Origin of the sequence: Actinomadura madurae (assembly GCF_047130825.1) — a bacterium.
Lineage (GTDB): Bacteria > Actinomycetota > Actinomycetes > Streptosporangiales > Streptosporangiaceae > Spirillospora > Spirillospora madurae.
Genome location: NZ_CP083237.1, coordinates 9,618,257 through 9,644,779, shown reverse-complemented (window position 1 = coordinate 9,644,779; position 26,523 = coordinate 9,618,257). Strand labels below are relative to the sequence as shown.

Below are 26,523 nucleotides of genomic sequence, written 5' to 3'. Positions count from 1 at the left end.
CTCGCCGCTCAGAGGCCGGGCGCGTCCCAGAGGGGGAACCACCGGGCCGTGTCCGGCTCCATGGGCAGCTCTGCCGCGAGCGCGTCCCTGGCGTGCGCCTCGACCAGGTTGTTGCGGCGGTTCTCGCCCGGGACGTCCGGCGGGCGGGGGGCGAACGGGTAGAACGTCCCCCGGACCGGCGAATGGACGATGAACAGCCGCTGCGGCCCGTCTCCCCGGTGGAAGCAGACGGCCGTGCACAGCAGGTAGGGCCCGTAACCGGCCGCGTCCAGCGTCGCGGTGAACGTGTGCAGATCGCCGACGAGGCGTTCGAGCCCGTCCGGCGGACCGGTGACGCGGGCCCAGCCCCAGCCGTACGGCCCGGCGCTCATCCCCACCTCGTGCCCCTCGCCGCCGCCCAGCAGCCGGACGGCCTCCCGCTGCGCGCGGGCGAACCCGCCGAACGCGCCGCCCTCCACCATGCGGTGGCAGACGCCGCCCGACCCGGCCGGCGCGAATCCCGTCTCCGCGGCGAGCGCCGGCGCGGCGGCGGGCAGCGCGAACAGCCGGTCGAGCTCGGGCGCGGCGGGCGCGGGACGGCCGAGCAGCCCGTCCTTGATCCCCACGTCAGCCCCCGCGCGCCAGCCGCCAGGACACGGCCTCCAGCCCGGCCCGGCGCCGCCGCAGCGTCGGATGCGAGGACAGCATGTCCGCCACGCCGCCGCCCGCGGCCGCCCGGCGCGCCCGGACCACGCAGAGGGCGCTGACGGGGCGCAGCCGCCGCAGGTCGTCCCGGGAGGCGTCGCGCACCGCGTCGCTGATCTTGTCGAGGGCGGAGGAGAGGTCGGAGGGGCGTCCGGTCAGCAGCGCACCGGTGGTGTCGGCGCACAGCTCCCGGTGCCGCGACAGGGCCAGCCACGTCAGCGTTCCGACGGCGTACAGGACCGCCGCCGCCACCCCGGCGGGCAGCAGGACGATCCCGCAGCCCACGGCGGCGGCGCGCCCGGCTCCGTGCCGGTCCCGGCCGGTGATCAGGCCCGTCCACCAGCCGAGGAGCAGCCCCGCGCACAGGCTCGGGAACGACGCGACCGCGCCGACGAGGACGTCCCGGTTGGCGACGTGCGCGGTCTCGTGGGCGAGGACGGCGGCGACCTCGGCCGGTTCGAGCCGGGAACGCAGCCCGGCGGTGACGCACACGACCGCCGAACCGGGTCCGGAGCCGGCCGCGAAGGCGTTCGGCGCGTCCAGGCCGGAGACGGCGAGCCGCGGCTTCGGCAGCCCCGACGACATGCACAGCCGGTCCAGGACCGCGTGCAGCTCCGGCTCCTCGGCCGCGGTGACCTGCCGGGCGTCCAGCGCGCGCAGCGCCAGCCGGTCCCCCGCCCGCGCCGAGAAGAGCGCGAAGGCCATGGCGGCGGCCACCGCGGCCGCGCCCCAGACCGGTCCGGCCAGGAACGCGGGCAGCGCGGCGGCCGCGTAGACGAGCGCGACCAGGATCACCGTGGCGAACATCCGCCAGGTCGGGCCCGGCTCGGGTGCATCGCGGGAGGGCGCCATGGGATCAAGTTAAAACGGTCGGAAGCGTCTCTCCGCGTCATATGGCACAAAGTGGCCGGGCACGCCGGGGCGCCGGCTCACAGGCCCGGCGCGCCCCAGACGGGGAACCAGCGGCCGAGGTCCTCCTCGAACGGCAGGTCGGCGCCGATCGCGCCGCGCACCTGGAGTTCGAGGGCGTTGTCCCGCTTGTCTCCGGGCAGCGGCGCGAACGGGTAGAACGTGCCGCGCTTGTACAGGTAGACGAGCGCGAGCCGGCGCCCGTCCGGCCCCTGGAAGCCGGCCAGGGAGCACAGCAGGTGCGGTCCGAACCCGCCCGACTCCAGCGTCGCGTTCACCGCGTGCAGGTCGGTGACGAGCTCCGGCAACTCCTCCGGCGGATGCTCGGCGAGCAGCCACGTGTAGCCGTAGGTGTCGGTGCTGATCTGGACCCGGGGCCCGGCATCGGCGTCCAGCAGTTCCTGGACGTCGGCCTGCAGCCGCGCGAACGCCCCGCCCTCGGCCGCGCGGAAGCACACCGACCCGAGCCCCGTCGGGGTGAAGCCGGTCGCCGCCTCCAGCGTGACCGCCGCCGTCGACAGCCCGAAGATCTGGTCGAGGTCGGGCTTGGCCGGCTTGGACCGGCCGAGGAGGGTGTCCAGGAAACCCACGGGTCAGACTCCCCTGCTGAGCTGTGCGGAGATCTTCGAGAGCTGCGCGAGCCGCTTGTCCAGCGTCGGGTGGGTGGAGAACAGCGACGAGACGCTGAAGCCCTTGCCGAACGCCGGGGTGAAGAAGAACGCGTTGAACGCCTGCGCGGACCGCAGGTCGTTGGTCGGGATCCGCGCGATCTCGCCGGTGACCTTCGTCAGCGCGCTGGCGAGCGCGGACGGGCGGCCGGTCAGCAGCGCGGCGGCCCGGTCGGCGGACAGCTCGCGGTACCGCGACAGCGCCCGGGTGAGCAGGAAGGAGACCGCGTAGGCGAGCGCGCTGGCCGCGACGACGGCGAGCAGGATCAGCCCTGTGTTCTGGTCGTTGCTGCGGCGGCCGAACCCGCCCCACAGCCCCCACTGGAGGCCGAACCGGGTGATCAGCCCGGCGCAGATGCCGAGGAAGGAGGCGATCGTCATGACCGCGACGTCCCGGTGCGCGACGTGCGCCATCTCGTGCGCGAGGACGCCCTCAAGCTCGACCGGGTCGAGCCGGCGCAGCAGGCCGGTGGTCACGCAGACCACGGCCTTCTTCTGGTTCCGCCCGGTGGCGAAGGCGTTCGGCACGTCGGTGTCGGCGATCGCGACGCGCGGCTTCGGGGCGTCCGACATCGCGCAGATGCGGTCGATGACGCCGTGCAGCTCGGGCGCCTCCTCCGGCGTGACGACGCGGCCGTGCATCGCGAACAGCGTCATCCGGTCGGAGAAGAAGTACTGGGCGATCAGGAAGATCACCGCGACGGCCAGCGCGACGCCCGCCCACTCGGGCACGAAGACGAAGAAGGCCCCCACGAAGACGACGTACACCAGCCCCAGCAGGAACATCGTCACGAGCATCCGCGATGTCAGCCCCCGGTCGGAGGCGTACCGCGTCTTGGCCATGCCACCACCCCCCGGTACATGTTCTATTCACTTGTAGGAACGCACGAGACCCGGGTTTTGTGCCTGGATGTCCAGAACCGACCCGGGGCCTCGTGCGCGTCAGTCTGGAATGAGCCCTTCGTCCCCGAGCATCGAGCGCACCTCGTCGATGTGCGCGTCGGCGGGGGGCAGGATCAGCTCGGACGGCTCCAGGCTGTCCGGCGGGAGCGGCCGGCCGACCTTGCGGACGTTGTCGAGCAGGGCGTGCAGGGCGGCGCGGAACGCCGTCTCGTCGCCGGACTCGATCGCCGACTCCAGCTCGCCGTCGAGGATGTTCAGAGCGGACAGATCGTCCTCGGCCACGTCGAGCTGGCCCTCGCCCATCAGGCGGACGATCACTGGGCACCCCCGGGGTTCTGCGGCCACGGGGCCTGCTGGGGGGTGTCCTGCTGCTGCTGCTGTTGCGGCTGCGCCGTCGGCGTGCCCTGGTTCAGCTCCTTGGGCGCGGGACCCTGGCCGAGTTCGGCCTTGAGCTGCTCCAGCTCCAGGTCGACGCCGGGCCCGGAGCCCATCCGGTCGAGCTCGGCCTGGATGTCGTCCTTCGGACCGGAGAAGTCCTCCAGGGCGCCGGAGGCCAGCAGCTCGTCGATCGCCCCGGCGCGGGCCTTCATGGTGTCGGTCTTCTCCTCGGCACGCTGGATCGCCAGGCCGACGTCGCCCATCTCCTCGGAGATGCCGGAGAACGCCTCGTTGATCTTGGTCTGCGCCTCCGCGGCGGTGTACGTCGCCTTGATCGTCTCCTTGCGGGTGCGGAAGGAGTCGACCTTGGCCTGCAGGCGCTGGGAGGCGAGCGTGAGCTTCTCCTCCTCGCCCTGCAGCTGCTGGTACTGCCCGCGCAGGTCGTTGAGCTGGCCCTCCAGCCCGGCCCGGCGGGTCAGGGCCTCGCGGGCCAGGTCCTCGCGGCCGACCTGCAGCGCCTTCTTGCCCTGGTCGGTCAGCTTGCTCTGCTGCTGTTCCAGCTGGTTGATCTGCAGTTCGAGACGCTTGCGCGAGGTGGCGACGTCGGCGACCCCCCGACGGACCTTCTGCAGCATCTCCAGCTGGCGCTGGTAGGAGTAATCGAGGGTCTCCCGAGGATCTTCCATCCGGTCCAGGGCCTTGTTCGCCTTGGACTTGAAGATCATCGACATTCGCTTCATCACGCTCATCGCGCGGCGCCGGTCCCTTCGTGCTGTCGCCTCAGTCGTGAACTGGGCTCAATGACCACTGCTGGGGTTCTTATCACCCTACGCGTTAACGCGCGAGGCAGCCACGATGTTCGCAGCCGGTAGGCTGATCCCTGTGTTCAAGCGTCGTACCCCGGAGGCCCCGGCGGATCCTCCTCAGGTAGTAAAGCCGGATGGCAAGGGCCGTCCCACCCCCAAGCGGAGGGACGCCGAGAAGCTCCGCCGCCAGCCGATCACGGCTCCGGCCAGCCGCAAGGAGGCCTACAAGAAGGTCAGGGAGCGGCAGGCGGCCGAGCGCGCCAAGGCGCGCCGGGGCATGGCCAAGGGCGACGAGAAGCACCTGCTCAAGCGGGACCGGGGCCCGGTCCGCAAGCTCGCCCGCAACTACGTCGACTCCCGCCGCACGGTCGGCTCGTACCTGATGTACGCGATGTTCGCGATGGTGCTGCTGAGCATGCTGCCCATCCCGGCCGCGCGGCTGCTGGTGCTGTTCGCGCCGCCGCTGCTGCTCGTCGTGGTGTTCGCCGAGGGCTTCATGCTCAGCCGCGGCATCAAGCGGCTGGCCGCCGAGCGCTACCCCGCCGAGGACACCAAGGGGGTCGGCATGTACGCGGCGATGCGCGCCATGCAGATCCGCCGGCTGCGCATCCCGAACCCGCAGGTGCGGATCGGCGAGAAGGAAAGGGTCTGACGGCGGCGCGTCCGCCCTCCCGGCACCGATCGCCGCCCGGCTAGGGTCGGGTGTCATGGAGTTCCGAAACCTGGGCCGGAGCGGTCTGAAGATCAGCGAGATCGCGTACGGCAACTGGCTCACCCACGGCTCCCAGGTCGAGGAGGACGCCGCGCGCGCGTGCGTGCGGGCGGCCCTCGACGAGGGGATCACCACCTTCGACACCGCGGACGTCTACGCCGGAACGCGCGCCGAGGAGGTCCTCGGGCGCGCGCTCAAGGGGCAGCGCCGCGAGGGGCTGGAGATCTTCACCAAGGTCTACTGGCCCACCGGGCCCGGCGCGAACGACCGGGGCCTGTCCCGCAAGCACGTCTTCGAGTCGATCAACGGTTCCCTGCGCCGCCTCGGGACGGACTACGTGGACCTCTACCAGGCCCACCGGTTCGACTACGAGACCCCCCTCGAAGAGACCATGCGCGCGTTCGACGACCTCGTCCGGCAGGGCAAGGTCCTCTACGTCGGCGTCTCGGAGTGGCGGGCGGAGGAGATCGAGCGGGCCCTCAAGATCGCCGACGAGATGGGGTTCGACCGGATCGTCTCCAGCCAGCCGCAGTACTCGATGCTGTGGCGGGTCATCGAGGAGGAGGTCGTGCCGCTGTGCGAGCGCGAGGGGGTCGGCCAGATCGTCTGGTCGCCGATCGCGCAGGGCGTGCTGACCGGCAAGTACCTGCCCGGGCGGCCGCTGCCGGAGGGGTCGCGCGCCACCGACGACAAGGGCGGCGCCGACATGATCAAGCGCTACCTGAACGACGACCTGCTGACCCGCGTGCAGAACCTCAAGCCGGTCGCGGACGACCTCGGGCTGTCGATGGCGCAGCTCGCGATCGCGTGGACGCTGCAGAACCCGAACGTGTCGGCGGCGATCGTGGGCGCGTCCCGTCCGGAACAGGTCGCCGACAACGTCAAGGCCGCCGGGGTGAAGCTGGAGGCCGACGTGTTGAAGCGGATCGACGACATCCTGGGTGACGTCGTCATCCGCGACCCGGCCAAGACGGCCAGCCCGCGCCGCCGTCCCTAGCCGCGTGCACGAGGGCCGCGGAGCGTCGCGCTCCGCGGCCCTTTCGCCTTTCCCCGGTCACTCCGGGTCGTGCAGGCTCATCCCGTACACGATCGTCTCGCCGTCCAGGAGGGTCACCTTGTCGACCTCCTCGGCGCGCAGGCCCCGCCAGTTCTCCCCCAGCCAGCTCTCCGCGTCCGCCTGGGTGGAGAAGGTCTCCTCCGACATGCCGGCCGCGCTCCCGTCGGCCTTCTCCAAACGCCAGCTCCACGCCATCCGCTCGACCTCCCTCGTCGCGGTGAGACTAGCGGGCTTCCCGGCCCGGTCCCGTCAGGACGCGGCCTCGATGGCGCGGCGCAGCGCCTCCGGGCTCCCGGTGTCGGACGAGTCGAGCGTCCGCCCGTTGATCCGCACGCTCGGCGTGCCCCGGACCCCGGAGGATATGTAGCCCTGGCTGACGGTCTTCACGCTGTCGGCGTGGCTCTGCTCCTTCACGCAGGACGTGAAGTCGTCGCCGGTCAGTCCCAGCGGCTTCGCGTAGGAGAGCAGCTCGTCCGTCGTGTAGCCCGTGGTGTTCTCGCTCGCCGGCTGGTGGGCGTAGAGGGCGTCCTGGTAGGAGAGCCAGTGCGCGCCGTCGCCGACGCAGCGCAGCGCCGCGGCGGCCCGCAGCGAGTTGTCGTGCGCGGGCTGGACGCTCTCGCCGAAGATCAGCATCGGGTGGAACACGACCTTGGCGCGGCCCGCGACCGCCAGCTGCTTCAGCATCGGGTCGTGTTTGCGGTCGAAGGCGCCGCAGGGCGGGCAGGCGAAGTCCTCGTAGATGTCGACGACGGGCGCGGTGACGCCCGGCCGGGCCATCTCCAGGCTCCCGTCCGCGAGGGGCCGGGCCTCCGCGCCGCCGGCGATCTTGCCGACCCGCAGCGGCACCTCGGTGCCGCCGCCCCCGCCGCCTCCTTCGTCGTCGCCGCTCTGGACGACCAGCACGACGGCCGCCACCAGGACCAGCACCAGGACCAGGCCCCCGCCGACCAGCGCCACCACCAGCCCCCCGCCCTTGCGCGGCGGCGGGGGCGGGCCGGGCCGCCAGCCGGGACCGCCGGGCATGCCGGGTGCGGGCCCGCCCGGCGGGACGGGCGGCGGTCCGTAGGGCGGCTGCGGCCCGCCGTGGCCCGGCTGGCCCGGCCAGGGCGGGTTCGGGGGGTTGCCCACCGGCGTTCCTCCTGATGGTGACGCTGTGATCCGTAGGGGTGAGCGTAGCCGTAGAGTTCCGACCGAGTTGACTTCCTCCCCGCCTGAAGGCGGGGAATTCCAACCGTCGCCGGTTGGGCTTCCTGCTTCACAGCCGGCCGCCTCGTCCGAGAGGACTCTCGTTGAGGTCTTACGCCAGCTCCACAGGCGTTTCAGCTCTCCGCCAGCCCTGCGGCGAGCACGTTCCTGGCCGCGTTCACGTCGCGGTCGTGGACCGCGCCGCAGGCGCATTCCCACGTCCGGATGCTCAGCGGCATCTTCTCCTGCAGGGTCCCGCACGCCGGGCACAGCTTCGACGACGGGAACCACCGGTCGACCGTGACCAGTTCGCGCCCGTACCAGGTGCACTTGTACTCCAGCATCGACCGCAGCTCACGCCAAGCCGCGTCGGAGATAGCGCGGGCCAACGAGTGGTTCCGGACCATGTTGCGGACGGTCAGGTCCTCGATCTTCTCCCCGGTGGACAGCGTCACCAGCGCCGTGACCCCTGCATCCACCCCTACGGCGGACTCGACCGGGGCCAGCGGGCGGATCTCCTCCTCGACCAGGATGGACACGAACCAGCGTCCCGCGCTGTGGCGCGGGACCGTCACGGTGGACGACTCCGCACCCTCTGGGAGGGGACGAGACCACACGATGTCCAGCGGGCCGTACGTCTTGGCCAGGTGCAGTTGCCCGTCCTTCCAGCGGAAGGCGCTGCGGGTGTACTCGACCGACGCGCGGGACTTCTTCTTGCTCTTGAACGTCGGGTACTTGGCCCGCTTGGCGAAGAAGTTCGCGAACGCGGCCTGCAGGTGGCGAAGCGCCTGCTAAAGCGGCACCGAGGACACCTCGCCCACGAAGGCCAGTTCCGCGGTCCGCTTCCACGCCGTCAGCATCGCCGACGTCTCCACGTAGGAGATGCGGCGCCCTTCCAGCGTGTAGGCGCGGGTGCGTTCTTCCAGAGCCTTGTTGTAGACGAGGCGGACGCAGCCGAACGTCCGGGCAAGCTCTTGGGCTTGTCCGGGGGTCGGGTAGAAGCGGTACTTGTAGGCCCGCTTCACGATCTGCGCCATGAATCGCCTGTCCCTGTCCTGCTCCGCAGGGGTCTGATTCCTTCCCCGCCTGAAGGCGAGGGTCTCCTCGGATGTTTCCGATGAGCATCGAGGTCAAGGGAATCGCCTCCGCCCAGGGCTGGCCGGCGCCGGAGTGCCGGTGCGCGTCGTGCAACCGGCTGCGCGCCGCCGGCGTCCGGCTCGATCCGTTCGAGGCCGTGGTGGACGGGGTGGCGCTGGAGGATCTGCCGCGGACCGACGTGCCCGGCGGGTACGAGGTGCGCGCGCCGGGCGGAGGGCGCGTGCTGGTGGCGTCGGGTCCGGGCGGCACGCCGGAACCGCAGGACGGCGTCGAGTACGAGGCCGTCCTGCTCGACCTGGCGGGCTCCCCCGATCATCTGGGCCTGCTGCGCCGCACCGGGGCCGTGACGCCCGGGACGGAGGTCCTCGCCGTCCATGCCGACCACCGCCTGCCCTCGCCGTCCGAGCTGGAACGCCGCATGGCCTTCTGGAGGCGGCCTCGGCAGGGGCCGTTCCGGACGCTGCTTCTCGGCGGGTCCCGGTCGGGCAAGTCCGCCGAGGCGGAGCTGCGGCTGGCGGCGTGCCCCGACGTCCTCTATGTCGCCACGGGTCCGGTGCGGGACGACGACCCGGAATGGACGGCCCGGGTCGCCGCGCACCGGCTGCGCCGTCCCGCATGGTGGGGCACGGTCGAGACGACCGACCTCGCGGGCGTGCTCGGATCCGCGACGGGCCCGGTCCTGGTGGACGGCATCGGCACGTGGCTGGCCGCCGCCATGGACGAGACCGGCGCCTGGGAAGACCCCTCCCGGGTGCGCCCGCGCCTGGACGCCCTCGTCGAGGCATGGCGCGGCACGCGGGCGCGGGTCGTCGCGGTGAGCGAGGAGGTCGGCCTGTCGCTGGTGCCGGCGACGGCGTCCGGGCGGGCGTTCGGCGACGCGCTCGGCCGGCTCAACCAGCGCCTCGCGGCCGAGTCCGAGGAGGCGGCGCTGGTGGTGGCGGGACGCGTCATGGACCTCCCGTGATCGCGGGGCTGCGGCTGGCGGTCACGCTGCTCACCGTCGTGCCGTTCGGGACCGGCCGGGCCGACCGGGACACCGCGCGGTGGGCCATGCTGCTCGCCCCCGCCGTGGGCCTGGTCAGCGGCGGCGCCGCCGCCCTGGTCCTGCTCGCCGGCGACCTGCTCGGCCTCTCCGCGCTCCTGGCGGCGGCGCTCGCGGTGGCCGCGACCGCGGCGGTCACCCGCGCCCTGCACCTGGACGGCCTCGCCGACCTCGCGGACGGGCTCGGCAGCGGCCGGCCCGCCGCCGAGGCACTGGCGATCATGAAGCGATCCGACATCGGCCCGTTCGGCGTCGTCACGCTGCTGCTGACCCTGCTGATCCAGGTCGCCGCCCTGGCCTCGGCGCCCCAGCCCGCCGTCGCGGTGCTCGTCGCGTCCGTCGCCGGCCGGCTGGCCCTCCCCTGGGCCTGCCGGACGGGCGTCCCGTCCGCGCGCCCCGGCGGCCTCGGCGCGCTGGTGGCGGGTTCGGTCCCGGCGGGCGCGGCGCTCGCCGCCACCGGCGCCGTCCTGGTGGCCGCCGGCGCCGCCGGGACGGCTTCCGGCGGCCTCGGCGGCGCGCTGCACGGCGTCGCGGCGGTGGCCGCCGCCCTGGCCGCCGCCGCCCTCGTCCTGCACCGCGCCGTCCAGCGCCTGGGCGGCGTCACCGGCGACGTGCTCGGCGCGCTGGTCGAGGTCGCCACGACGGCCGCCCTGGTCCCCCTCGCCGCGCTCCGCTGAGGCCGTACCGGGGCGTGGCCGCCTCCGCCGTGGCGGGCAGGATCTCGACCGGCTCCCGCAGCGCGTCCGGGGCGGCCCGCCGCACCGGGGCAGGACGCCGCTGCGGAAGTCGCCGTAGAGCACCTGGCGGCGCAGCAGGTCCGCCACCTGCCGAGCCCGGTCGGCGCCCAGCCGCCGCGCCTCCGCCTGCGTCGCCGGGGCGATGTCTCTCCTGGTCACGCCGTAACCTGTTAAATCAATCGGAATAGGTGATTAGCGCCTCCGATACGCCGGCCGGCCCCGCTCCCACCGGCGCGGGGACGCGGCGCGGGCCGAGCTCCGCCACCCGCGCGGGCGGCCGGGCGCCGCCGCCCGGCCGCCACCGGTGCATTGCGAGCCCCGCCGGGGGGACTCCCGGGCAGGGCAATGCTTGATCCAAAAGGGCGAAACCGGTCACCGGGAGGACTACCATCGGGCTACGTGACGAGCATCAGCCTTGACAGCGCAGACCTGGCCGGCGTCGACGTCGGCGCGATCGTGATCGGCGTCAGCCCCGGAGAGGCGGGTGCCGCACCGGCCGCCGGAGCGGACGCGCTCGACCGCGCGCTGGACGGCGGGCTCGCGGACGCGCTGACCGCGCTCGGCGCCACCGGCAAGGCCGGAGAGGTCACCAAGCTGCCGTCGCTGGGCGCCGTCGCCGCCAAGGTGATCGTCGCCGCCGGGCTGGGCGAGGACCCGACCGCCGAAGACCTGCGCCGCGCCGCCGGCGCCGCCGTCCGCTCCCTCGCGGGCACCGCCCGGGTCGCCGTCGCGCTGCCGGCCGAGAGCGCCGAGGGCGTCGGGGCCGTCGCGCTGGGCGCGCTGCTCGGCGCCTACTCCTTCGACTCGTTCCGCACCGGCGACGGCCGCAAGAGCCCCGTCGAGGAGATCCTCCTCATCGGGCCCGCGTCCGGGGAGGCGGCCGTCGCGCGGGCGCGCACCCTCGCCGCGTCGGTCGCGCTCGTCCGCGACCTGGTCAACACCCCGCCGTCCCACCTGTCCCCCGAGGACCTCGCCGGCGAGGCCGAGCGGGTCGCCGCCGACAGCGGGCTGGCCATCGAGGTGCTGGACGAGAAGGCCCTCGTCGAGGGCGGCTACGGCGGCATCGCGGGCGTCGGGCAGGGCTCGGTCAACCCGCCGCGGCTCGTCCGCCTCGCCTACACCCACCCCGAGGCGTCCAAGACCCTCGCCCTGGTCGGCAAGGGCATCACCTTCGACTCCGGCGGCCTGTCCCTCAAGCCGACCGACGCGATGGACTGGATGAAGTCCGACATGGGCGGCGCCGCCGCGGTGCTCGGCGCGCTCGCCGCCATCGCCGAGCTCGGCCCCGAGGTGAACGTCGTCGGCTACCTGGCCATCGCCGAGAACATGCCGAGCGGAACCGCGCAGCGCCCGTCCGACGTGCTGCGCATCTACGGCGGCAAGACCGTCGAGGTGCTCAACACCGACGCCGAGGGCCGGCTCGTCCTGGCCGACGCCCTCGTCCGGGCCGGCGAGGACTCCCCCGACCTGATCGTGGACGTCGCCACGCTGACCGGCGCGCAGCTCGTCGCGCTCGGCACCCGGACCACCGGCGTCATGGCCAACGACGACGGCGTCCGCGAGAAGGTGGTCGCGGCGGCCGAGCGCGCCGGCGAGCCGTCCTGGGGCATGCCGCTGCCGGCCGAGCTGCGCAAGGGCCTCGACTCGGCGGTCGCCGACATCGCCAACATCAGCGGCGAGCGGTGGGGCGGCATGCTCGTCGCCGGGACGTTCCTGAAGGAGTTCGTGCCGGACGGCGTCAAGTGGGCCCACCTCGACATCGCCGGCCCCTCGTTCAACAAGGGCGAGCCCTACGGGTACACGCCGAAGGGCGGCACCGGCGCCGCGGCGCGCACGCTGGTCCAGATCGCCGAGGACGTCGCCGCGGGCGTCCTGTAGGGGCGGCGGGAATTCTGCGGGGGACCCGCCCGCTGTGAGCGGGCGGAGAACAGAATAGATTTCTCGTGGCGGCGGGGCGCCCGGTGACCGGCGCGCCCGCCCCGCCCACGGGCGCCGTGATCCACGCGGCGCCACAACCGGGGAAAGGGAGCCTCCAGTGGCCAACAACGGCCCCTTCGACATCGTCGTCCTGGGTGCCGGCAGCGGCGGGTACGCGTGCGCGTTGCGCGCCGCCGAGCTCGGCAGGTCCGTCGCGCTGATCGAGCGGGACGAGTCCCTCGGCGGGACGTGCCTCAACCGCGGCTGCATCCCCACCAAGGCGCTGCTGCACGCGGCCGAGGTGGCGGACCAGTCCCGCGAGGCGGCCAAGTTCGGCGTGAAGACCACCTTCGAGGGAATCGACGTCGCGGGCGTGAACGCCTACAAGGACAAGGTCGTCTCCACGACCGTCAAGGGCCTCACCGGGCTCATCAAGTCGCGCGGCATCGAGGTCGTGCACGGCACCGGCCGGCTGGCCGGCCCGACCACGGTCGAGGTCGCCACCGCCGACGGGACGCGCACCATCGAGGCCGGGCACATCGTGCTCGGCACCGGGTCGGCGCCCAAGTCGCTGCCGGGCCTGGAGATCGACGGCGAGCGCGTCATCTCCAGCGACCACGCGCTGCGGCTGGAGCACGTCCCCGGCTCGGTCGTCATCCTCGGCGGCGGCGTCATCGGCGTCGAGTTCGCCAGCGTGTGGCGCTCGTTCGGGGCCGACGTCACGATCGTCGAGGCGCTGCCGCACCTGCTGCCGCTGGAGGAGGAGAGCAGCTCCAAGCGGCTGGAGCGCGCCTTCCGCAAGCGCGGCATCAAGTACGAGCTCGGCACCCGCTTCGAGAGCGCCAAGACCACGCAGGGCGGCATCTCCGTCACCCTCGAAGGCGGCACGACGATCGACGCCGAGCTGCTGCTGGTCGCGGTGGGGCGCGGCCCGGTCTCCGACGGGATCGGGCTGGCCGAGGCCGGGGTCGAGACCGAGCGCGGGTTCGTCAAGGTCGACGAGTACTGCCGGACGAGCGTCCCCACCATCTCGGCGGTCGGCGACCTGATCCCGACCCCGCAGCTGGCGCACGTCGGGTTCGCCGAGGGCATCCTCGTCGCCGAGCGGCTGAGCGGGCTCACCCCGCCGCCGATCGACTACGACGGCGTCCCGCGCATCACCTACTCCGACCCCGAGGTGGCCTCGGTCGGCATCACGTCCGCCGTGGCCCGCGAGCGCGGGTACGAGATCAAATCGGTCACCTACGACCTCGCGGGCAACCCCAAGAGCAAGATCCTGGGGACGCAGGGCGAGGTCAAGGTGATCGCGGCCGTGGACGGCCCCGTCCTCGGCCTGCACATGGTCGGCGCACGCGTCGGCGAGCTCATCGCGGAGGGGCAGCTCATCTACAACTGGGAGGCCCTGCCCGGCGAGGTCGCCCAGCTGATCCACCCGCACCCGACCCAGTCCGAGGCGGTCGGCGAGGCACATCTCGCCCTCGCCGGCAAACCACTGCACGTGCACGGCTGAACGCCGCACAAGTAATACGAAGGAGTCGCTGAGACATGCCGGTCTCCGTCACCATGCCCCAGCTCGGCGAGAGCGTCACCGAGGGCACCGTCACCCGCTGGCTCAAGAAGGAGGGCGAGCGCGTCGAGACCGACGAGCCGCTCCTTGAGGTGTCCACCGACAAGGTCGACACCGAGATCCCCTCGCCCGCCTCGGGCATCCTGACCAGCATCACGGTCGCCGAGGACGAAACCGTCGAGGTCGGCGCCGAACTGGCCGTCATCGGCGACGAGGGCGACGCGCCGTCCGGCGGCGGCGCCCCGGCCGCCGCCGAGCAGGCGCCCGCGCAGGAGGCGCCCGCCCCGCAGGCCGAGCAGGCCGCACCGCCGCAGGAGGCGCCCCAGCAGCAGGCACCGCAGCAGGCCCCGCCGCCCGCCGCCTGGCCGCCGCCGGCGCAGCAGCAGCCCGCCGCCCCGCCGTCCCCGGCGCCCGCCCCGGCCCCGCAGCAGCCGGCGCAGCCGCCCGCCCCCGCCCCCGCCCCCGCCCCGGCGTCCCAGCAGGCCCAGCCGCAGGCGGAGCCGGGCGACGGCCCGTACGTCACCCCGCTGGTGCGCAAGCTGGCGTCCGAGCACAACGTGGACCTCGCCACGGTCAAGGGCACCGGCGTCGGCGGCCGCATCCGCAAGCAGGACGTCCTGGAGGCGGCCCGCGCCGCGCAGCAGGCCGCCCAGCAGGCCGCCGCCCCCGCGGCGCCCGCGCCCGCGCCCGCGGCCCCGGCTCCGGCGCAGGCCCCCGCGGCGCGGCCCGCGGCCCCCGCGCCCCCCGCCGCCCCCGCCGAGCAGCTCGCGCTGCGCGGCCGGACCGAGAAGATGTCGCGGATGCGGCAGACGATCGCCCGCCGCATGGTCGAGTCGCTTCAGGTGTCGGCGCAGCTCACCACCGTGGTCGAGGTGGACATCACCAAGATCGCGCGGCTGCGGGAGCAGGCCAAGGCCGACTTCCAGGCCCGTGAGGGCGTCAAGCTGTCGTTCCTGCCGTTCTTCGCGCTGGCGACGGTCGAGGCCCTCAAGGCGCACCCGAAGCTGAACGCGGTCATCAACGGCGAGACCAACGAGGTCACCTACCACGACGTGGAGAACCTCTCCATCGCGGTGGACGTGCCCGAGCGCGGCCTGATGGTCCCCGTCGTGCACAACGCGGGCCAGCTGAACCTGGGCGGCCTCGCGCAGCGGATCGCCGACCTCGCCGAGCGCACCCGCACCAACAAGGTGAGCCCGGACGAGCTCGCCGGCGGCACGTTCACGCTGACCAACACCGGCAGCCGCGGCGCGCTGTTCGACACCCCGATCCTCAACCAGCCGCAGGTCGGCATGCTCGGCACCGGCGCCGTCGTGAAGCGCCCGGCCGTCATCGACGACCCCGAGCTGGGCGAGGTCATCGCGGTCCGGTCGATGGTCTACCTGGCGCTGACCTACGACCACCGCCTGATCGACGGCGCGGACGCCGCCCGGTTCCTCGCCACGGTCAAGCACCGCCTGGAGGAGGGCAACTTCGAGGCCGAACTGGGCCTCTGACCTCTCCCGCGACGACGCGGGCACCCCGCCGCCCCGACAGGGCGGCGGGGTCTTCGCGTGTCCGGGGAAACGCGGGACCCGGCTGAGAATCTCACCGCTCGGTGGGGTGATCGCCCTAGGCTGGGGTCATGAGGGTCACCGTCACGGGCTCGTCGGGCCTCATCGGCTCGGCGTTGGTGCGATCACTTCGAGCGGACGGCCACGAGGTCGTCCGGCTGATACGGCGGGAGCCGTCCAGACCCGACGAGGCGCGCTGGTCGCCCGCGGACGGGTGCGTCGACAAGGCGTCCCTGGAGGGCGCGGAGGCCGTCGTGCACCTGGCGGGCGCCGGGATCGGCGACCGCCCGTGGACCAGGGCGTACATGCGGAAGATCCGCGACAGCCGGCTCGCCGGCACCCGGACGCTCGCGGAGGCGATCGCGACCGCGGCCCCGCGGCCCCGCGTGCTCGTCTGCGGGTCGGCGATCGGGTACTACGGCGACACCGGCGGCACGGAGGTGGACGAGAAGGCGGCGCGCGGGCAGGGCTTCCTCGCCGACCTCGTCCGCGACTGGGAGGCCGCCGCCGCGCCCGCCCGGGAGGCCGGGGTCCGGGTCGTCCACCCGCGGACCGGCGTCGTGCTGGCCCGCGAGGGCGGGATGCTCGGCCGCACCCTGCCGCTGTTCCGGCTGGGGCTCGGCGGCACGCTCGGCGACGGCCGGCAGTGGACGAGCTGGATCTCCCTCGCCGACGCGGTCGCCGCGCTGCGGTTCCTCATCGACCACGAGATCGCCGGACCGGTCAACCTCACCGCGCCGAACCCCGTCACCAACGCGGAGTACACGCGGGCGCTCGGCCGCGTCCTGCACCGGCCGGCGCGGCTGCCGGTCCCCCGGTTCGCGCTGCGGGCGGCGCTGCGCGGGTTGGCCGACGAGGGGCCGCTGATCAGCCAGCGGGTCCTGCCGCGGCGGCTGGAGGAGACCGGGTTCCGGTTCGCGCACGAGGACGTCGAGGCGGCCCTGGCCGCGGCCTTGTGACCGCCGAGATTCTCGTGACCGCCAAGAATCGTCAAAGTCCAGCCCGGTTCCGTTCCGTGGCCATACGGTGACACAGAGGCGACCCGGCCTACGAGGAGGGGTGGAATGAGCACCGACGGACAGCCGCACATCCTCGCGATCGGCGGGGGCTCGTTCGTTCCGGACGGCCGGGACGGATTCCTGCCGAGCCCTCTGCTGCGCTACGCGTTCGACCTGACCGGGCAGGACCGGCCCCGGGTCTGCGTCATCACGACGGCCATGGGCGACGGCCTCCAGGCCATCGCGCGCTCCTACGCGGCGTTCTCCTCCATGGACGCCGAGGTCAGCCACCTGGCCCTGTTCCCGATGCCGAACATCGCCGACATGCGCGCGCACCTGCTCGCCCATGACCTCGTCTACGTGGGCGGCGGGAGCGTCGCGAACCTCCTGGCGCTGTGGCGGCTGCACGGGCTCGACGAGATCCTGCGGGAGGCGTGGCAGGAGGGCGTCGTGCTGTCCGGGCAGAGTGCGGGGGCGCTGTGCTGGCACGTCGGCGGCAACACCGACTCCTTCGGCCCGCAGCTTCGCCCGATGACCGACGGGCTCGGCTTCCTGCCGTACTCGTGCGGGGTGCACTACGACAGCGAGCCGCAGCGGCGCCCGCTGCTGCAGCAGCTCGTCGGCGAGGGCACCCTGCCCGGCGGCTACGCGGCCGACGAGAAGGTCGCGCTGCACTACGTCGGCGCCGAGTTCGTCCAGGCCGTCTCGTACCGGCGGGAGGCGGGCGCCTACCGCATCGAGCCGGACGGGCCCGGGACGGCGAAGGAGTACCGGCTGGAGCCCCGGCTGCTCGCCGCCCTCTGACGCGCGGACCGGGACGTCCACGGCATAAGCTGGCAGGCGTGAGCGATGTGGACGTACGCGAGCTGGTGATGGTGCACGCGGGGTTCGGCACGGCGGCCGTCCCCTACGAGGAGGGCTGGGAGCTGCAAAAACGCACCCACGCCCTGCGGGTCGACGACCAGATCCCCGACACCGTCCTGCTGATGGAGCACCGGCCCGTCTACACCGCGGGCAAGCGGACCGCGGCGCTCGACCGGCCCATCGGCGACCCGGGCGCCCCGGTCGTGGACGTGGACCGCGGCGGCAAGATCACCTGGCACGGCCCGGGGCAGCTCACCGGCTACCCGATCGTGCGGCTCCCCGACCCGGCGGACGTCGTCGGATACGTGCGGCTGCTGGAGCAGATGATGATGGACGTCTGCGCGGAGCTCGGCCTGAAGACCGCGACGGTGGAGGGCCGCAGCGGGCTCTGGGTGCCCGGCTCCCCCGACCGCAAGATCGGCTCGATCGGGATCCGGGTGGCGCGCGGCGTCGCGATGCACGGCTTCATGCTCAACTGCGACAACGACATGGGCTGGTTCGACAAGATCGTCCCCTGCGGGATCCGGGACGTGGGGTCGACGAACCTCAGCCGGGAGCTCGGCCGCGAGGTCACGGTCGCCGAGACCGTCCCGCTGGTCGAGCGGCATCTCGCGGCGGCCCTGGGCGCGGCGGAACCGCTCCACCGCACCACGGCGCAACTGGCGCTCTGACATCGCGGGGGGCGACCCCCGCCGGCGCTCGGCGCCGGACGGTCAGGCCATCACCTTGTAGACGGCCTGGCCTTCGGTGGCGGCCGCCCGGAAGAACTCGGTCAGCCCCTTGTAGGCGGGCTTGAGGACCTTGTCGCGGGCGGCGCCGTCGAGCCGTCCCGCGTCCTGGACCCCGGCCCGCCCCATCGCCGCCGGGTCGTAGCGGCCCGCGACCTTCGCGAACGGCGTCGCGGCCAGGTGGTCGGCGGTCGGCTTGACCCGGTCCGGCGCCAGGTAGATGACGTCCATGCCCAGCTCGTCGGCGCCGTCCTCGGTGAGCAGCCGCCCGCCGCACACCACGTCCGCCTCGGGCTGCCGGCCGTCCCACGGGTCGCCGGTGACGAGGTAGTGCATCGCCTGCCACGCCCAGCCGAGGTCGAACAGCTCCGCGGAGCCGCGCCGGCGCCAGTTCGCGTCACCGAAGACATGGCGGGCGATCCGGCCGGGATCGGGCTCCCCCTCCAGCACGGGCGGCACCCTGAGGTACGACATTGCCAGACCCACGGTGGTCCTCCTGCTGACGCTGTTGCGTGACGACAGGGAGTCACCCTAGAGAGGTCCACAGTTGGACATGGCCGAAACACGCGAATCGGCTGCACGATCGGGGTACTGTCATACGTTCGAGATCGGTCCGATACGGCTTCGAAGCCCTCGGAGGCCGGGCCCGGCGGCGGGCGGCCGGTGTGCCGGCACCGGAGATCGCGACGTAGTCTGGGACGCGTGACGACGGTGACACCCGAGGGACGCAGGCTCCTGCGCGTCGAGGCGCGCAACAGCCAGACCCCGATCGAGCGCAAGCCCGAGTGGATCAAGACACGGCTGAAGATGGGCCCGCAGTACCGCGAGCTCACCGGCCTGGTGAAATCCGAAGGCCTGCACACGGTGTGCCAGGAGGCCGGCTGCCCCAACATCTACGAGTGCTGGGAAGACCGCGAGGCCACGTTCCTGATCGGCGGCGACCAGTGCACCCGCCGCTGCGACTTCTGCCAGATCGACACCGGCCGGCCCGCCGAGCTCGACCGCGACGAGCCCCGCCGCGTCGCCGAGTCCGTCGCCACGATGGGCCTGAAGTACGCGACCGTCACCGGCGTCGCCCGCGACGACCTGGAGGACGGCGGCGCCTGGCTGTACGCCGAGACCGTCCGGCAGATCCACGCGGCGATCCCGGGCTGCGGCGTCGAGCTGCTGATCCCCGACTTCAACGCCGTCCCCGAGCAGCTCGCCGAGGTCTTCTCGTCCCGGCCGGAGGTGCTGGCGCACAACGTGGAGACCGTCCCGCGGATCTTCAAGCGGATCCGCCCCGGGTTCCGGTACGAGCGGTCCCTGGAGGTCATCACCCGGGCCCGCGAGGACGGCCTGGTCACCAAGTCCAACCTCATCCTCGGCATGGGCGAGACGCGCGAGGAGGTCTCGCAGGCGCTGCGCGACCTGCACGAGGCGGGCTGCGAGCTGGTCACGATCACCCAGTACCTGCGGCCGAGCCCCCGCCACCACCCGGTGGAGCGGTGGGTGAAGCCGGAGGAGTTCGTGGAGCTGTCGGCGGAGGCCGAGGAGATCGGCTTCGCGGGCGTCATGTCAGGCCCGCTCGTGCGCTCCAGCTACCGCGCCGGCCGCCTCTACCAGCAGGCGATCTCCGCGCGCGAGGGGTGAACCCGCGACCGCCCCGGCCGGACTATCCTTGTATTCATGTCGAAAAAGCCCACGGACGGGGCCCAGGAGAGTCCGGGTCGCCTCAAGCAGATCCGCATGGTCGCCCAGGTGCTGCGCCAGGCCGACCCGAAGGCGCTGCCGATCGTGTTCGCGTCCGCGATCGGGACCCTGGTCGTCGTCATCCTCATCGGGCTGATCATCGGCCAGCTGTGGTTCTTCATCCCGCTGGGGATCCTCGCCGCGGTCGCCGTCGGCATGATCGTCTTCGGGCAGCTGGCGCAGCGCGCCCAGTACAAGGTGATCGCCGGGCAGCCGGGCGCGGCCGCCGCGATCCTGAAGAACATGCGCGGCAACTGGACGGTCACCGAGGCGGTCAGCGGCAACCGCAACCTCGACATGGTGCACCGCGCGGTCGGGCGCGCCGGCGTGGTGCTCGTCTCGGAGGGGCCCCGCAGCCGGGTCGGCCCACTGCTCGGCGCCGAGAAGAAGCGCATCTCCCGCGCCGCCCAGCAGGTGCCGATCTATGACGTGCAGGTCGGGGACGACGAGGGCCAGGTCCCGGTCGGCAAGCTCCAGCGCCACCTGATGAAGCTGCCCCGCAACCTCACCAAGGGGCAGGTCGCGGAGCTGAACGACCGCCTCCAGGCCCTGCCCCGCTCGATGCAGATGCCGAAGGGCCCGATGCCGCGCGGCGCGAAGATGCCGAAGGGCCCGAAGCCGAAGACGCGCTGACGGACGTGAGAAGAGCGCCCCCTCGGGGGCGCTTTCTCGTTTCCGGCCTGCTCGGGTCCGGCCTAGATGGTGACGACGACCGTGTTGCCGGCGCGGTCGTGCAGGCCCCGGTAGTCCCGGTCCCAGATCAGGGCGGGGACGACCAGGAGCAGCAGGAGGGTCCGGACGAGGGCCCGGACGAGCCCGACGGGCCGCCCGTCCAGGCGGGCGACGCGGATGCCGCACAGCCGCTTGCCGATCGTCGTGCCGAGGAACGCGGTGAGCACCCACGCCTGGACGCCGAAGACGAGCAGCGTCGCCATGCTGCGCTCGGCGGGCTCCCAGCCGAGCGAGCGCGCGAGCAGGCTCGCCACCAGCATCGACAGCCCCCAGTCGACGAACAGCGCCACGAGCCGCCGGCCGTAGGACGCGACGGCGCCGCTGCCGCCGGCGGGCAGCCCGATCCGCTTCCCGGGCTCGCCGAGGTCGGCCCCGGCGGAGCGCGCCCCGCCGAGCCAGGTCTGCGTCCACCGCGGCGCGGCCGCCTCCCGCCGCCCCTTGCCACCGCTCATGGCCCCTACGCTATCCGGTCCTCCGCCGCCGCCCGACGCGGCTCCCCGGCAGGCCCGGAGTGACGCGTAACACAGCGGAAACATACGAGACATGGCCGGGAAACGGCGTGGCCATAGCGTGCTGGGAGCCAAGAACCGCCCTGAGGAGGCTGGATGTTCAGCAGCGCCGAAGAGGTCCTGAGCTACATCAGGAACGAAGGTGTGCGTTTCGTCGACTGCCGGTTCGTGGACCTGCCGGGCAAGATGCAGCATTTCACGTTCCCCGTCGAGAGCTTCGGCGAGAGCGTCTTCACCGAGGGGCTCATGTTCGACGGCTCGTCGGTCCGCGGGTTCCAGGAGATCCACGAGTCGGACATGCTCCTGCTCCCGGACCCGGGCACCGCGGTCGTCGACCCGTTCCGCCAGCACAAGACGCTGATCCTCAACTTCTTCGTGCACGACCCGCTGACGGGCGAGCCCTACAGCCGCGACCCGCGCAACGTCGCCAAGAAGGCCCAGGACTACCTGCGCGGCACCGGCATCGCCGACACGTGCTACTTCGGCCCCGAGGCCGAGTTCTACATCTTCGACGACGTCCGCTTCGAGACCAGGCAGAACGCGGGCTACTACTACCTCGACTCCGTCGAGGGCGCCTGGAACACCGGGCGCGAGGAGGCCGGCGGCAACCTCGGCGCGAAGCCCCCCTACAAGGGCGGCTACTTCCCCGTCCCGCCGATGGACCACTACACCGACCTGCGCTCGGAGATGGTGTCCCAGCTCATCGCGTCGGGCATCCAGGTGGAGATGCAGCACCACGAGGTCGGCACCGCCGGCCAGGCCGAGATCGACTTCCGCTTCGACACGCTGCTGAAGACGGCCGACAACCTGCTGCTCTACAAGTACATCGTCAAGAACGTCGCGCGCGCCGAGGGCAAGACCGTCACGTTCATGCCGAAGCCGATCTTCGGTGACAACGGCTCGGGCATGCACTGCCATCAGTCCCTGTGGAAGGACGGCTCGCCCCTCTTCTACGACGAGGTCGGCTACGCGGGCCTGTCCGACAACGCCCGCTACTACATCGGCGGCCTGCTCAAGCACGCGCCGTCCCTGCTGGCCTTCACCAACCCGACGGTGAACAGCTACCACCGCCTCGTCCCCGGCTTCGAGGCGCCGGTCAACCTGGTCTACTCGCAGCGCAACCGGTCGGCGTGCATCCGCGTCCCGATCACGGGCTCGAACCCGAAGGCCAAGCGCATCGAGTTCCGCGTGCCGGACCCGTCCTGCAACCCGTACCTGGCCTTCTCCGCCATGCTGATGGCCGGCCTGGACGGCATCAAGAACAAGATCGAGCCCGCCGAGCCGGTCGACAAGGACCTCTACGAGCTGCCGCCGGAGGAGGCCCGCGCCATTCCCCAGGTACCCGGCAGCCTCCCCGAGGTCCTCGCCGCCCTGGAGGCCGACCACGACTACCTGCTGGAAGGCGGCGTCTTCACGCCGGACCTCATCGAGACCTACATCACGATGAAGAACGAGTTCGAGATCGACCCGATCCGCCTGCGCCCCCACCCGCACGAGTTCGAGCTCTACTACGACATCTAAGATCGCAGGTCAGCGCGGCTCTCCGCGCTGACCTGGCCAGCTGGGCCGCCGGCCGTGCCCTTCCTCACCGGAGGGCGCGGCCGGCGGCCTTTCCGCTTCGCGGCCCGGCATCGGGAGGCTCCGCGATCGGGACGACGTGCGCGGCGGGACCGCCGGGGCGGGCCTGATGACGGCTCCCTGTCGGGTGTCGGTGAGGGCTGGCATTATGTCCGCGGAGGGGCGGGATGACCAAGCACGCCAAGCGCGTCCTGCGGGACATCGAGGTGCTGCGGCGTGCCGCGCGTGAGCTCGCGGCCGAGTACCGGCAGGTGTGCACCGAGGTGGGGGCGGCGGCGGTGCCGTTGCGGAGGGCGGCGGCCAGGGAGTGGCTCAGGTCCGTTCCGGTCGCCCGGCTGAAGCAGGTCGCGGACGGGCCGATCCGGTTCGGCGCGGTGCGGGGGGCCGAGTTCGTCGCGGTCGCGGACGTGCTCGACTCGACTCCGGACGGGCTCCTGCTGCTGCGCGGGATCGGGCCCGACACCGCCGAGCGGCTCCACACGGCGGCGGCCGAGCTGGTCGAGACGGCGACGTGGTCCGCGAGCCTGCGGATCACGATCGGCCCGCGGGACGAGCGCACGGAATCGCTCGTGGTCGCCCTGCATCAGCTGGTGAACGGGCACCGGGAACTGCGGCGCGCCGTGGAGTTCGCCGAGTGGGTGGAGACGTCCTGCATCAGGAACGTCTACGACGCGAGGCGGGGAGTGGGGTGGCGCAGGGTGCTGCTGCCGCCGGACGCGCGGTACCTGGCCAGGGAGGCGATCGCGGAGCTCTCGGGACTCCTGGAGAGTTCGGGTGCCGCGCTGCTGAGGTCGCCGGGCCTGATAGGGGCCTGCGTCCCGGTGGACGAGGCCTGGCGCGACTTCCAGCGGAACGCGGACGCCTACCAGGCCGAGCTCGCGGGGGTGGCGGGGCAGGCGTCCGCCGGGGAGGCGGCCGAGGGCTTCCTGCCGGAGGACCTGGCGGCGGACGTCTGGGATGAGTCACTCGATGACACCCACCTGAAGGTGTCGCTGCGGGAGTACCAGTCGTTCGGGGCGCGGTTCGCGCTTCTGCGGAGGCGCGTGATCCTGGGGGACGAGGCGGGGCTCGGCAAGACGGTCCAGGCGATCGCCGCCATCGCGCACCGGCGGGGTGAGGGCGCGACGCATTTCCTGGTGGCCTGCCCGGGGAGCGTACTGCTCAACTGGGTCCGCGACATCGAGACCTTCAGCTCGATCGAGGCGCATCTGATCCAAGGCCCGGACCGGGACGCGGCGCTGGAGAGGTGGACCGGCGGGGGCGGCGTCGCCGTGGCGCCCCTGGATTGGCTTCCCTACATGGAGGACCGCCCCGGCCTCGGGATGTTCGTGGTGGACGAGGCCCACCAGACGAAGAACTCCTGGACGCTTCGTGCGAGGGCGGTCGCCCGCCTGTGCGAGGAGACGGAGCACGTCATGCTCCTCACCGGGATGCCGATGGAGGACCGGGTGGAGGAGTTCCGCAGCCTGGTCGGCCATCTGCCGCCCGATGTGGCGGAGGGGATCCGCCCGCAGGAGGCGGCGCTGGGGTCGCGGGCGTTCCGGGTGGCGGTCGCGCCCGTCTACCTCAGACGCGACCAGCGGGACGTGCTCGCGGAGCTGCCCGACGTCGTGCGCGTGGACGAGCTGGTGGCGCCGGGCCGCGGGTCGGCCAAGCTCCGGCGGCTGAAGGAGCTGGTCAGGGAGGCCGAGGCCAATGGGCAGAAGGTCGTCGTCCACTCCTGTTCCCCGGACGTGCTCGCCGCCGTCCGGAAGGTGCTCGCGACCGGTGGGAGGCAGGTGACCGCGGAGGCGTTCGCCGCCGAGGACGGGCACGCCGTGCTGGTGGCCGGGCTGGAGGCGGACGGGCCGAGCCCGCGGGGCGCGTCGGTGGTGATCTTCTGCGAGCCGCAGGAGGACCCGGACGCGGAGGCCCGCGCTGTGGGGCGCGTGCTCGGGGCCGGCCCGACCGGGATGCTGCGGGTGCACCGGCTGGTCGCGCCTGGCACCGTGGACGAGTGGATCGGCGAGGGACCGGGATGACGGACGACGCCAAGGACGTCCTGCGGGGCGGATACGCGCTGCTGGGCGCCGCGCGCGACCTGGTCGCCGATCATCGGCGCGCGCTCGCGGAGGTGCACGGGGCGCTCGCGCCGCTGCGGGCGGAGGCGGCGCGGGAGCAGCTCGGGTCGATCCCGCTGGCGCGGCTGAAGGACGTCACGGACGGGCGGCTGCGGCTCGGGCCCCTGGAGGACGCGGGGTACACGACCGTCGCGGACGTCCTGGACGCCACCCCGTACCGCCTGCAGCTGCTGCCCGGGATCGGGCCGCAGACCGCGCGGCAGCTCCACGCGGCGGCGGAGAGCCTGCGGGAGGCGGCGGAGCGGTCGGCGGCGGTCCGGGTCGACGTCGACCGGCGGGACGAGACCATGACGCCCGTCGTCGCCGCCCTGCACCGGCTGGTGAACGCGGGGCCGGAGCTCCCGCGCGCGCGGGCCGCCGCCGACGGCGTGGACGAGCGGTTCGGGCCGCTGGTGCACGACGCGCGGCCGGCCGGGTCGTGGTGGCGGCGGATCTTCACGCGGGCCTCCCGGCGGGAGCGGGCGCGGGAGGCGGTCGGCGAGCTGGCGGAGGCCCTGCGGACCGAGGAGTCCCGCGGGACCCGGCTGCTGATGGCGCAGGCGTCGGTGGACCTGCTGCGGCCCGCGGTGTCGCCGGACGAGGCGTGGATCGACTTCGAGCTGCGCGCGTCCGACTACCAGACCCTGCTGGCCGAGCTGGCGGCGCTGGATCCCGAGCGGGACGCCGCCCAGGGCTTCCTGCCGGGCGATCTCGCCGCCCGGGTCAAGGCGCAGCCTCTCGACGACGCCCACCGGCGGGTGTCGCTGCGCGGGTACCAGGCGTTCGGGGCGCGGTTCGCGCTCGTCCAGCGGCGGGTGATCCTGGGCGACGAGATGGGGCTCGGGAAGACGATCCAGGCGATCGCCGCGATGGCCCATCTGCGTGCGGAGGGCGCCACCCACTTCCTGGTGGCGTGCCCCGCGAGCGTGCTGATCAACTGGGTGCGGGAGATCGAGACGCGCAGCACGATCGCCGCGCACCCGCTGCACGGGTCCGGGCGCGCCGCCGCGCTGCGCAAGTGGGCCGGGGACGGCGGGATCGCCGTGACGACGCTCGCCACGCTGCACAGCCTGGACGTCCCGGACGACGTGCGGGTCGGCATGTTCGTGGTGGACGAGGCGCACTACGCCAAGAACCACGAGACCCGCCGCTCCCGTGCCGTCGGCGCGTGGTGCCGCCGGACCGAGCATGTCCTGTTCCTGACCGGGACGCCGATGGAGAACCGGGTCGAGGAGTTCCGCAGCCTGGTCGCGCACCTGCGTCCCGGGCTCGCCAAGGAGGTCCGGACGAGCGACGCGGCGATGGGGGCGCGGGCGTTCCGGTCGGCGGTCGCCCCGGTGTACCTGCGGCGCAACCAGCGGGACGTGCTGGTCGAGCTGCCCGAGGTCGTGCACGTGGACGAGCTGGAGGAGTTCAGCCGGGCCGACGCGCGGGCCTACCGGGACGCGGTGGCGGAGGGCAACTTCATGGCGATGCGCCGGGCCGCGTACGCCGTCCCGAAGAAGTCGGCCAAGCTCGCCCGCCTGGTGGAGCTGGTCGAGGAGGCGGACGCCAACGACCTGAAGGTCGTGGTGTTCTCCTACTTCCGGGACGTGCTCGCCGCCGTCCAGGACGCGCTCGGCCCGGCGGCGCGCGGCCCGATCTCGGGCGGGACGCCGCCCGTGCGGCGGCAGGAGATCGTGGACGCGTTCACCGCCGAGCCCGGCCACGCCGTCCTGCTCGCCCAGATCCAGGCGGGCGGGGTCGGGCTCAACCTCCAGGCGGCCTCCGTCGTGATCCTGTGCGAGCCGCAGGTGAAGCCGACCATGGAGACGCAGGCGGTCGCCCGCGCGCACCGGATGGGGCAGGTTCGCACGGTGCAGGTGCACCGGCTGCTGACGCCCGGCGGCGTGGACGCCCGGATGCTGGAGATACTGCAGGTCAAGACGATGCTGTTCGACGAGTACGCGCGCCGCAGCGATCTCGCCGAGCAGACTCCGGACGCGGTCGACATCTCCGAGCAGGCCCTGGCGGCGCAGATCGTGGCGGAGGAGCAGGAGCGCCTCGGGATGTAGGGAAGAACGTCCGG

At 73.1% G+C, this 26,523-nt stretch carries 25 protein-coding genes and 1 pseudogene; 15 read left to right on the top strand and 11 right to left on the bottom strand.

All coding sequences use genetic code 11. The features are described 5' to 3' along the window. Positions 1 to 8: 8 nt before the first annotated feature. From pspAB (K8Z49_RS45205) to K8Z49_RS45180, 6 genes are all read right to left on the bottom strand, one after another. The gene (gene pspAB / locus K8Z49_RS45205) at positions 9 to 605 is read right to left on the bottom strand and encodes a PspA-associated protein PspAB (protein ID WP_250369823.1); all 597 of its coding nucleotides are present in this window, start codon (positions 603 to 605) and stop codon (positions 9 to 11) included. 1 nt (position 606) lies between these two features. Further along, entirely contained in the window at positions 607 to 1,536 is a 930-nt protein-coding gene (locus K8Z49_RS45200; protein WP_412516999.1) for a M48 family metalloprotease, read from the bottom strand. A gap of 77 nt (positions 1,537 to 1,613) precedes the next feature. Next, the gene (pspAB, locus tag K8Z49_RS45195) at positions 1,614 to 2,183 is read right to left on the bottom strand and encodes a PspA-associated protein PspAB (protein WP_111832944.1); all 570 of its coding nucleotides are present in this window, start codon (positions 2,181 to 2,183) and stop codon (positions 1,614 to 1,616) included. A gap of 3 nt (positions 2,184 to 2,186) precedes the next feature. Further along, positions 2,187 to 3,104 carry a zinc metalloprotease HtpX gene (gene htpX / locus K8Z49_RS45190; protein ID WP_021599182.1) on the bottom strand — a complete coding sequence of 306 codons (918 nt, stop codon included), beginning with the start codon at positions 3,102 to 3,104 and terminating at the stop codon, positions 2,187 to 2,189. A gap of 99 nt (positions 3,105 to 3,203) precedes the next feature. Next, on the bottom strand, positions 3,204 to 3,482 hold the full coding sequence (gene pspAA / locus K8Z49_RS45185) for a PspA-associated protein PspAA (protein ID WP_021599183.1): 279 nt from the start codon (positions 3,480 to 3,482) through the stop codon (positions 3,204 to 3,206). Further along, positions 3,479 to 4,291 carry a PspA/IM30 family protein gene (locus tag K8Z49_RS45180; RefSeq protein ID WP_024936548.1) on the bottom strand — a complete coding sequence of 271 codons (813 nt, stop codon included), beginning with the start codon at positions 4,289 to 4,291 and terminating at the stop codon, positions 3,479 to 3,481. The genes pspAA and K8Z49_RS45180 overlap by 4 nt, the downstream gene beginning before the upstream one ends. A 133-nt stretch (positions 4,292 to 4,424) precedes the next feature. Here K8Z49_RS45180 and K8Z49_RS45175 point away from each other — a divergent pair, with 133 nt between their 5' ends. Continuing rightward, positions 4,425 to 5,000: a DUF3043 domain-containing protein gene (locus K8Z49_RS45175; RefSeq protein ID WP_412516998.1), complete on the top strand. Its 576-nt coding sequence runs from the start codon at positions 4,425 to 4,427 to the stop codon at positions 4,998 to 5,000. A gap of 55 nt (positions 5,001 to 5,055) precedes the next feature. Continuing rightward, entirely contained in the window at positions 5,056 to 6,057 is a 1,002-nt protein-coding gene (locus K8Z49_RS45170; RefSeq protein WP_021599186.1) for an aldo/keto reductase family protein, read from the top strand. A gap of 57 nt (positions 6,058 to 6,114) precedes the next feature. Here the strand turns inward: K8Z49_RS45170 and K8Z49_RS45165 are convergent, their stop codons facing one another. The 3 genes and pseudogenes from K8Z49_RS45165 to K8Z49_RS45155 all read right to left on the bottom strand — a co-directional run. Continuing rightward, a complete protein-coding gene (locus K8Z49_RS45165) occupies positions 6,115 to 6,312 on the bottom strand; it encodes a hypothetical protein (RefSeq protein ID WP_021599187.1) in 198 nt (65 codons plus the stop codon). Positions 6,313 to 6,366: 54 nt separating this feature from the next. After that, positions 6,367 to 7,245, bottom strand: a complete 879-nt coding sequence (locus tag K8Z49_RS45160) for a DsbA family protein (RefSeq protein ID WP_412516997.1) — start codon at positions 7,243 to 7,245, stop codon at positions 6,367 to 6,369. Between the two features lie 86 nt (positions 7,246 to 7,331). Next, positions 7,332 to 8,339, bottom strand: a pseudogene (locus K8Z49_RS45155) (RNA-guided endonuclease InsQ/TnpB family protein); the annotation flags it as partial. 80 nt (positions 8,340 to 8,419) lie between these two features. Here K8Z49_RS45155 and K8Z49_RS45150 point away from each other — a divergent pair. The 8 genes from K8Z49_RS45150 to lipB all read left to right on the top strand — a co-directional run bounded on the left by K8Z49_RS45150 (position 8,420) and on the right by lipB (position 17,749). After that, a complete protein-coding gene (locus K8Z49_RS45150; protein WP_412516996.1) occupies positions 8,420 to 9,364 on the top strand; it encodes a bifunctional adenosylcobinamide kinase/adenosylcobinamide-phosphate guanylyltransferase in 945 nt (314 codons plus the stop codon). After that, positions 9,361 to 10,119 carry an adenosylcobinamide-GDP ribazoletransferase gene (locus K8Z49_RS45145; RefSeq protein WP_075019809.1) on the top strand — a complete coding sequence of 253 codons (759 nt, stop codon included), beginning with the start codon at positions 9,361 to 9,363 and terminating at the stop codon, positions 10,117 to 10,119. Before K8Z49_RS45150 ends, K8Z49_RS45145 begins: the two co-directional genes overlap by 4 nt. A 405-nt stretch (positions 10,120 to 10,524) precedes the next feature. Next, positions 10,525 to 12,057, top strand: coding sequence for a leucyl aminopeptidase (locus K8Z49_RS45140; RefSeq protein WP_412516995.1), 1,533 nt, complete (start codon positions 10,525 to 10,527; stop codon positions 12,055 to 12,057). Positions 12,058 to 12,214: 157 nt separating this feature from the next. Then, entirely contained in the window at positions 12,215 to 13,606 is a 1,392-nt protein-coding gene (gene lpdA / locus K8Z49_RS45135; RefSeq protein ID WP_075019807.1) for a dihydrolipoyl dehydrogenase, read from the top strand. Between the two features lie 35 nt (positions 13,607 to 13,641). Next, the gene (gene sucB / locus K8Z49_RS45130) at positions 13,642 to 15,159 is read left to right on the top strand and encodes a 2-oxoglutarate dehydrogenase, E2 component, dihydrolipoamide succinyltransferase (RefSeq protein ID WP_412516994.1); all 1,518 of its coding nucleotides are present in this window, start codon (positions 13,642 to 13,644) and stop codon (positions 15,157 to 15,159) included. Between the two features lie 128 nt (positions 15,160 to 15,287). Beyond that, positions 15,288 to 16,175 (top strand): TIGR01777 family oxidoreductase, encoded by an 888-nt coding sequence (locus K8Z49_RS45125; protein ID WP_021596561.1) that lies wholly within the window; start codon positions 15,288 to 15,290, stop codon positions 16,173 to 16,175. A gap of 105 nt (positions 16,176 to 16,280) precedes the next feature. Next, complete coding sequence (locus K8Z49_RS45120) at positions 16,281 to 17,018, top strand: peptidase E (RefSeq protein ID WP_021596562.1); 738 nt, start codon at positions 16,281 to 16,283, stop codon at positions 17,016 to 17,018. A 68-nt stretch (positions 17,019 to 17,086) separates the two neighbouring features. Further along, positions 17,087 to 17,749: a lipoyl(octanoyl) transferase LipB gene (gene lipB, locus K8Z49_RS45115; RefSeq protein WP_033333236.1), complete on the top strand. Its 663-nt coding sequence runs from the start codon at positions 17,087 to 17,089 to the stop codon at positions 17,747 to 17,749. 42 nt (positions 17,750 to 17,791) lie between these two features. Here the strand turns inward: lipB and K8Z49_RS45110 are convergent, their stop codons facing one another. Further along, a complete protein-coding gene (locus K8Z49_RS45110; protein WP_024936111.1) occupies positions 17,792 to 18,292 on the bottom strand; it encodes a YfbM family protein in 501 nt (166 codons plus the stop codon). A 216-nt stretch (positions 18,293 to 18,508) separates the two neighbouring features. Here K8Z49_RS45110 and lipA point away from each other — a divergent pair, with 216 nt between their 5' ends. Next, complete coding sequence (gene lipA, locus K8Z49_RS45105) at positions 18,509 to 19,438, top strand: lipoyl synthase (protein ID WP_021596565.1); 930 nt, start codon at positions 18,509 to 18,511, stop codon at positions 19,436 to 19,438. 36 nt (positions 19,439 to 19,474) lie between these two features. Further along, on the top strand, positions 19,475 to 20,170 hold the full coding sequence (locus tag K8Z49_RS45100) for a DUF4191 domain-containing protein (protein ID WP_024936110.1): 696 nt from the start codon (positions 19,475 to 19,477) through the stop codon (positions 20,168 to 20,170). Between the two features lie 62 nt (positions 20,171 to 20,232). Here K8Z49_RS45100 and K8Z49_RS45095 read toward each other — a convergent pair whose 3' ends face one another. After that, positions 20,233 to 20,721, bottom strand: a complete 489-nt coding sequence (locus tag K8Z49_RS45095; protein ID WP_075019804.1) for an RDD family protein — start codon at positions 20,719 to 20,721, stop codon at positions 20,233 to 20,235. Between the two features lie 153 nt (positions 20,722 to 20,874). On the opposite strand from K8Z49_RS45095, the gene glnA reads away from it, so the two are divergent. From glnA to K8Z49_RS45080, 3 genes are all read left to right on the top strand, one after another. Then, positions 20,875 to 22,299, top strand: coding sequence for a type I glutamate--ammonia ligase (glnA, locus tag K8Z49_RS45090; RefSeq protein ID WP_021596568.1), 1,425 nt, complete (start codon positions 20,875 to 20,877; stop codon positions 22,297 to 22,299). A gap of 224 nt (positions 22,300 to 22,523) precedes the next feature. Further along, complete coding sequence (locus K8Z49_RS45085; protein ID WP_412516993.1) at positions 22,524 to 24,377, top strand: SNF2-related protein; 1,854 nt, start codon at positions 22,524 to 22,526, stop codon at positions 24,375 to 24,377. Next, a complete protein-coding gene (locus K8Z49_RS45080; protein WP_021596570.1) occupies positions 24,374 to 26,509 on the top strand; it encodes a DEAD/DEAH box helicase in 2,136 nt (711 codons plus the stop codon). The genes K8Z49_RS45085 and K8Z49_RS45080 overlap by 4 nt, the downstream gene beginning before the upstream one ends. Positions 26,510 to 26,523 lie beyond the last annotated feature (14 nt).

Coding starts and splice junctions, on each gene's coding strand:
- glnA (WP_021596568.1), top strand. CDS start 20,875: ATGTTCAGCAGCGCCGAAGAGGTCCTGAGCTACATCAGGAACGAAGGT.
- lipB (WP_033333236.1), top strand. CDS start 17,087: ATGGTGCACGCGGGGTTCGGCACGGCGGCCGTCCCCTACGAGGAGGGC.
- K8Z49_RS45100 (WP_024936110.1), top strand. CDS start 19,475: ATGTCGAAAAAGCCCACGGACGGGGCCCAGGAGAGTCCGGGTCGCCTC.
- K8Z49_RS45120 (WP_021596562.1), top strand. CDS start 16,281: ATGAGCACCGACGGACAGCCGCACATCCTCGCGATCGGCGGGGGCTCG.
- K8Z49_RS45200 (WP_412516999.1), bottom strand. CDS start 1,536: ATGGCGCCCTCCCGCGATGCACCCGAGCCGGGCCCGACCTGGCGGATG.
- K8Z49_RS45125 (WP_021596561.1), top strand. CDS start 15,288: ATGAGGGTCACCGTCACGGGCTCGTCGGGCCTCATCGGCTCGGCGTTG.
- sucB (WP_412516994.1), top strand. CDS start 13,642: ATGCCGGTCTCCGTCACCATGCCCCAGCTCGGCGAGAGCGTCACCGAG.
- K8Z49_RS45170 (WP_021599186.1), top strand. CDS start 5,056: ATGGAGTTCCGAAACCTGGGCCGGAGCGGTCTGAAGATCAGCGAGATC.
- htpX (WP_021599182.1), bottom strand. CDS start 3,104: ATGGCCAAGACGCGGTACGCCTCCGACCGGGGGCTGACATCGCGGATG.
- K8Z49_RS45180 (WP_024936548.1), bottom strand. CDS start 4,291: ATGAGCGTGATGAAGCGAATGTCGATGATCTTCAAGTCCAAGGCGAAC.
- K8Z49_RS45080 (WP_021596570.1), top strand. CDS start 24,374: ATGACGGACGACGCCAAGGACGTCCTGCGGGGCGGATACGCGCTGCTG.
- K8Z49_RS45085 (WP_412516993.1), top strand. CDS start 22,524: ATGACCAAGCACGCCAAGCGCGTCCTGCGGGACATCGAGGTGCTGCGG.
- K8Z49_RS45140 (WP_412516995.1), top strand. CDS start 10,525: ATGCTTGATCCAAAAGGGCGAAACCGGTCACCGGGAGGACTACCATCG.
- K8Z49_RS45095 (WP_075019804.1), bottom strand. CDS start 20,721: ATGAGCGGTGGCAAGGGGCGGCGGGAGGCGGCCGCGCCGCGGTGGACG.
- K8Z49_RS45165 (WP_021599187.1), bottom strand. CDS start 6,312: ATGGCGTGGAGCTGGCGTTTGGAGAAGGCCGACGGGAGCGCGGCCGGC.
- K8Z49_RS45150 (WP_412516996.1), top strand. CDS start 8,420: ATGAGCATCGAGGTCAAGGGAATCGCCTCCGCCCAGGGCTGGCCGGCG.